The following is a 5,840-nucleotide window of genomic DNA, read 5'->3' on the forward strand; positions in this document are numbered from 1 at the left end:
CACTGAAAGAACCTTCCAAGACGCGGCACCGGCCGCACAATGATGAAGCGTCTAGTGAATATGTCGTGATTTGCCCAGCGGAGGATAGATTTGAGGCTGTAAAACTTCGTGCCCCACAGACTTAGCCTGTGCGTCGGCGGCAAGCTAGGGCTTGCTTTGGCGACCAGCTAGGGCTGGCGCCGGCGACAAGCTAGAGCTTGCGCTGGAAGCGCGCCACAAAGAAGCCGTCCATGCCGCCTTCAACGCCATTGGGCGCCATTGAGGGCAGGGTGCGGACGAGGCCGTCTGGCGTAACGGCGCCTTCAAGACCCGGCAATTCGGTTGGTGTGACGGGGTGAAGTTCGAGATTGTGGAACGCCTTGAGCGCCCAATCTACCATGGCCTCGCCCTCTTCGGGCTCGAGCGAGCAGACGCAATAGACGAGGCTGCCACCGGGGGCGAGGTTCTTCACCGCGCGGGCAAAGATGCCCTGCTGCAGTTTGACCCGGCCAGCGATATCGGCCGCGCTGCGATGCCACAGGACCTCGGGGTGGCGGCGGAAGGTGCCGGTGGCGGAACAGGGAGCGTCGAGCAGAATGCCGTCAAATGGTTCGGCTGCGATGTAATTGGTCGCGTCGGCTTCGACGACGGTTGGCGCATAGCCAAGTCGGCGCATATTTTCATTGAGGCGTTCGAGACGGGTGCCGTCGCTATCGAGCGCCGTTACCACATAGCCGGCCTTGGCCAACTGAGCCGTCTTGCCGCCGGGCGCGGCGCAAAGGTCGAGCACCGTGCCACCAGCCTTGGCGGCGAGAAGACGGGCGGGCAGGGCGGAGGACACGTCCTGAACCCACCAGCGGCCTTCGTCATAAAAGGGCAGGGCATCAACGGGGCGATCGCGGGTTTCGACGCGGATGGAGTCGGCGATGAGCTTTTCGCCGCCCAGCGCTTCGACCAATTCCCCATCCTCGGTCTTGAGGGTCAGGTCGAGGGGAGCGCCATCCAGGAGGCCATCGACAAAGCGGGCAACCGCGTCGGCGCCATAGGCCTGTTCCCACTTTTCGCGGAGCGCGGCGGGGAGCAGCAGGTTGTCTTCCAGCAGACCATAGCGGGCGGAATTGGACTGGGCGCGGCGCAAGACGGCGTTCATCAGGCCCGAAAGATGCCGGGCCTTGGCATCGCGCTTGGTGGCTTCGACGGCCAGGAACAGTGCGCTGTGAGCGCCGATATCGGGCAGGAAGACGAGCTGAGCCAGCGACAGGCGCAGCACGGCTTCAAACGTGCCGGACTTGGCCGGCATGCCCTTTTCGAGCAATTCTGGGAGCATGGCGTTGATCTGGCCATGACGGCGCAGCGCCGTATTGATCAACCGATTGGCGAGCGAGCGGTCGCGGCCATCGGGCAGCTCTGCGGCGGAGAGGGGGACAAAATGCTCACCACCGAGAACGGCGCGCAGCCTCTGGGCGGCAAGGAGACGCAGTTTTAAGCCCGCCGGATCCGGTTTTTTCGTCACGTGTCACCCTACTCGCATCGCAGATCGGGAAACCGGCACGCAAAGCCTGCTATCCCCAAGGACCGCGCACGCCGCTATCGTCTTCGCCACGGCCTGCACTTGGCACCCGCCAGCCGCCGCCGGTATCGCGGCCACTCGAAGCGGGCTGCGGACGGGGCGCGGGTCTGCGGCCCTTATCGTCCACGCGCATCTCGCCTGCAAGCCTCTGCAATGCGGCGATGCGATTGCCGGTATCGGGATGGGTGGAAAAGAGATTGTCCATCCGGGCGCCCGAAAGCGGGTTGACGATGTACATATGCGCCATGGCCGGGTTGCGCTCGGCCGCGACATTGACCTGGCGACCGGCAAGGGTCGCGATCTTGTTGAGTGCCGAGGCCAGAGCCAGCGGATCGCCCGAAATTTCGGCGCCGTCCTTGTCGGCTTCATATTCGCGCGTCCGGCTCACAGCCATCTGCACCATCATGGCGGCGACGGGCGCGAGGAAAACCATCAGCAGCGCGCCGATGCCGCCAAGCGGATTGTCCCTGTTATTGCCGCCACCAAAGAAGAGGCCGAACTGGGCGAGCGCGGAAACAGCGCCAGCCAGCGTCGCCGTGATCGTCATGGTCAGCGTGTCGCGCGAACGGATATGGGCCAGTTCGTGGGCGACGACGCCGGCGACTTCGCGCGTTTCGAGCTGGCGCAGGAGGCCCGTCGAAACGGCAACGGCGGCATTGTTGGGGTCGCGGCCGGTGGCAAAGGCATTGGGCTGGTCGGACTGGATGACATAGACGGCCGGCGTCGGGATGCCGGCGCGCTTCGACAGCGTTTCGACCATGTCATAAAGCTCGGGCGCCTGGCTCTGCGCCACGGGCACCGCATTCTGCATGCGCAGCACGACCTTGTCCGAATTCCAGTAGGCAAAGAGATTGGTGCCGGCGGCGAATAGCAGGGCAATCATCATGCCCCCGGTGCCGCCGATAAAATAGCCGACCACCATGAACAGGGCGGTCATGGCCGCGATAAGAACAAAGGTGCGGAAGGCGTTGAACATCAAAACCCCTTGGGTTGGTCTCTTCGAACAATTATGTTGTGTGGCGAAGCGTTCCCTGCAAGCGCATGACCATATTGTAATGCGAACCCGACCATGACCGATAGCACCGAGCCGCAAGACATTCCGGCAGAAGCCGAACCCAAGATTCTCACCCCCGCTGCCCAGCGTGCCCTCGCGGAAGCCGAAGCACGCCGCAACGAGATCGACGCCGCCGGCGCCATGGCGCCGAAGGAAAAGGGCGGCCGCGGTGGTCTGGAGCCTGGCCGCTACGGCGACTGGGAGATCAAGGGCCTGACCAGCGATTTTTGAATCCGCCTATTATGCCTCGATGATCGTTACCACCGGGCTTGTCCCGGTTGTCCATACGGCGGCGAAATGAATTGCCGGGATCAGCCCGGCGATGACGACAAGCCAAGGGTTCGACCCGAACCGAAGCGCCCTCACCCGTCTCGCGCTACGCGCGATCCACCCTCTCCCCGATGGGGCGAGGAATAACAGGTTATCGCCGATCTGTTCTTCTCCCCATCGGGGAGAAGGTGGCGCGCAGCATCACCGAATTTGCCGGGCAAATTCGGTTGGGATGAGGGGGAGTGCGGTCTCTTGGACGGCGCTTCGTCAAAAGCGCGTCCTTCTCCAAACGACCGTTCCAACGCCTAACGCCCCACCCTCCCGCGCGTCCCGCGAACATGTTGTGCGATATACGAACAAAGTGCGGTATTCGCCAAAAACGCCGGAGCGATCCCGGAAACGTCTTTGATTTCGTAACAATTGGCGAGTAGTAATCTCGAACTATTCCAAACTGGACGTTGCCCCCGGCGTCCACCCAAGGCCCCGGAAAGTCCCATGTCGGTCAGAGCCCGCCCCACATCTCCGCACCTGCAGATCTATCGCTGGACCATTACCATGGCCATGTCGATCATCCATCGCGCCACCGGCATTGCCAATTATGCCGGCATGGCGCTGCTGGCGATCTGGCTGGTTGCCGCTGCTGCCGATCAGGAAGCGCTCAATCTCGTCAACCTCGTCTATGGCAGCTGGTTCGGCCAGATCGTGCTCTTTGGCTTCACCTGGAGCCTCGTGCACCACATGCTCGGTGGCCTGCGCCATTGGGTCTGGGACTTTGCCGCGATGATGGAGCCAGGCCAGCGCGAATTGATGGCCTGGGGCACGCTCGTCGCCTCGGTGGTCATCACCCTTCTTATCTGGACCGTCTTTGTGTGGATGGCTTGAACATGCGTGAAACTGTCATCACTCCCCAGACGATCGCCAATCCCAAGGTTCACTATGGCGATGCGAAAGCCTCGACGCGCCACTTTATCACCCAGCGCGTCACCGGCCTCGTCAATGTCGTCTTCCTTGGCCTCCTGCTGTTCATCGTCGTGCGTCTTGCGGGCCAAGATCGCGCCGACATGATCTCGGTCATCGGCAATGCCTTTGTCGGCATTCCGCTGGCCCTCCTGATCGCCATTGCCGCGATCCACATGCGCAACGGCATGCGCGATACGCTGGAAGATTACCTCCATGGCCGTGTCTATAGCCTCGCCATGCTGCTCAACACGCTCTTCTGCGTCATCGTCGGCCTCGCCGGCGCCGGTGCCGTGCTTAAAATCGTCTTCTGGGGTTGATCAAAATGGCCAATTACGAACTGATCGACCACGAATTCGACGTGGTGGTGGTTGGCGCTGGTGGCGCGGGTCTGCGCGCGACGCTCGGCATGGCCGAGCAGGGTTTTAATACTGCCTGCATCACCAAGGTTTTTCCGACGCGCTCGCATACCGTCGCGGCCCAGGGCGGCATTGCCGCTTCGCTGCAGAACATGGGTCCCGATAGCTGGCAGTGGCACATGTACGACACCGTAAAGGGGTCGGACTGGCTGGGCGACAACGACGCCATGGAATATCTGGCACGCGAGGCTCCGGCCGCGATCTACGAACTCGAGCACTATGGCGTGCCCTTCAGCCGTACTCAGGACGGCAAGATCTATCAGCGTCCGTTCGGCGGCCACATGACCGAATTCGGCGATGGCCCGCCGGTGCAGCGCACCTGTGCCGCCGCCGACCGTACCGGCCACGCCATCCTCCACACGCTTTATGGCCAGTCGATCAAGAACGACGCGCAGTTCTTCATCGAGTATTTTGCGCTCGATCTCATCATGGGCGAGAACGGCGAGTGCCAGGGCGTTATCGCCTGGAAGCTCGACGATGGCACGCTGCACCGTTTCCGCGCCAAAATGGTCGTGCTGGCAACCGGCGGCTATGGCCGTTCCTATTTCTCGGCGACTTCGGCCCATACCTGCACCGGCGACGGCAATGGCATGGTGGCCCGCGCCGGCCTGCCGCTCCAGGATATGGAATTCGTGCAGTTCCACCCCACCGGCATCTACGGCGCTGGCGTTCTCATCACCGAGGGCGCGCGTGGCGAGGGCGGCTATCTCACCAATTCCGAGGGCGAGCGGTTCATGGAGCGCTATGCGCCCAACGCCAAGGACCTTGCTTCGCGCGACGTCGTCTCGCGCTGCATGACGCTCGAAATCCGCGAAGGCCGCGGCGTCGGTCCCAATAAGGATCACATCTACCTGCACCTCGATCATCTCGATCCAAAGGTCCTGCACGAGCGGCTGCCGGGCATTACCGAATCGGCCAAAATCTTTGCCGGCGTCGATCTCACGCGCGAGCCAATCCCGGTGCTGCCGACCGTGCACTACAATATGGGCGGCATTCCCGCGAACTATCACGGCGAAGTCCTCAACCCGACGCCGGAAGACCCCAACCGTATCGTGCCGGGCCTGATGGCCGTGGGCGAAGCGGCCTGTGCCTCGGTGCATGGTGCCAATCGCCTGGGTTCGAACTCGCTGACCGATCTCGTGGTCTTTGGCCGCGCCGCCGCCATTCGCGCCGGCAAGGTCATGGACAAGGCTGCGCCCATCCCCGGCATCAACGCCGCTTCGGACGCAAAAATCCTCGCCCGCTTCGATCGCCTACGCAACGCCAATGGCTCCCAGCCGACGGCAAAGCTGCGCGACGAGATGCAGCGCACCATGCAGACCGATGCCGCCGTGTTCCGCACCGATGCCTCGCTCAAGAATGGCGTCGCTGCCATGACCGAGATCTATTCGCGTCTTGGCGATGTTAAGGTCACCGACCGCTCGCTGATCTGGAATTCCGATCTGGTCGAAACGCTCGAACTCGAAAACCTCATGGCCTGTGCCATGGCGACGGTGGTGTCGGCTGAAGCCCGCCACGAATCGCGCGGCGCCCATGCGCATGAGGATTTCCCGAGCCGTGACGACGTCGAATGGCGCAAGCACACGCTGGC

At 62.7% G+C, this 5,840-nt stretch carries 6 protein-coding genes; 4 read left to right on the forward strand and 2 right to left on the reverse strand.

What is annotated here, in order from left to right:
• Positions 1-190: 190 nt before the first annotated feature.
• A complete protein-coding gene (locus ABW043_RS04440; RefSeq protein ID WP_353920028.1) occupies positions 191-1,492 on the reverse strand; it encodes an RsmB/NOP family class I SAM-dependent RNA methyltransferase in 1,302 nt (433 codons plus the stop codon).
• A gap of 49 nt (positions 1,493-1,541) precedes the next feature.
• Positions 1,542-2,525, reverse strand: coding sequence for a zinc metalloprotease HtpX (gene htpX, locus ABW043_RS04445; RefSeq protein WP_353920029.1), 984 nt, complete (start codon positions 2,523-2,525; stop codon positions 1,542-1,544).
• A gap of 93 nt (positions 2,526-2,618) precedes the next feature.
• Between htpX and ABW043_RS04450 the strand changes: the two genes are divergently transcribed.
• The 4 genes from ABW043_RS04450 to sdhA all read left to right on the forward strand — a co-directional run.
• Entirely contained in the window at positions 2,619-2,834 is a 216-nt protein-coding gene (locus ABW043_RS04450; RefSeq protein WP_353920030.1) for a DUF1674 domain-containing protein, read from the forward strand.
• Between the two features lie 534 nt (positions 2,835-3,368).
• Positions 3,369-3,755 carry a succinate dehydrogenase, cytochrome b556 subunit gene (gene sdhC / locus ABW043_RS04455; RefSeq protein ID WP_353920031.1) on the forward strand — a complete coding sequence of 129 codons (387 nt, stop codon included), beginning with the start codon at positions 3,369-3,371 and terminating at the stop codon, positions 3,753-3,755.
• A 2-nt stretch (positions 3,756-3,757) separates the two neighbouring features.
• Positions 3,758-4,150, forward strand: a complete 393-nt coding sequence (gene sdhD / locus ABW043_RS04460) for a succinate dehydrogenase, hydrophobic membrane anchor protein (protein ID WP_353920032.1) — start codon at positions 3,758-3,760, stop codon at positions 4,148-4,150.
• A gap of 5 nt (positions 4,151-4,155) precedes the next feature.
• A partial coding sequence (gene sdhA / locus ABW043_RS04465) for a succinate dehydrogenase flavoprotein subunit (RefSeq protein WP_353920033.1) occupies positions 4,156-5,840 on the forward strand: 1,685 nt, incomplete at its 3' end.

It is taken from the genome of Devosia sp. (assembly GCF_040509215.1).
GTDB lineage: Bacteria > Pseudomonadota > Alphaproteobacteria > Rhizobiales > Devosiaceae > Devosia.

What these genes read in the sequence shown, in the direction of transcription:
- htpX (WP_353920029.1), bottom strand. Translation starts at nt 2,525, where the DNA reads ATGTTCAACGCCTTCCGCACCTTTGTTCTTATCGCGGCCATGACCGCC.
- ABW043_RS04450 (WP_353920030.1), top strand. Translation starts at nt 2,619, where the DNA reads ATGACCGATAGCACCGAGCCGCAAGACATTCCGGCAGAAGCCGAACCC.
- sdhC (WP_353920031.1), top strand. Translation starts at nt 3,369, where the DNA reads ATGTCGGTCAGAGCCCGCCCCACATCTCCGCACCTGCAGATCTATCGC.
- sdhD (WP_353920032.1), top strand. Translation starts at nt 3,758, where the DNA reads ATGCGTGAAACTGTCATCACTCCCCAGACGATCGCCAATCCCAAGGTT.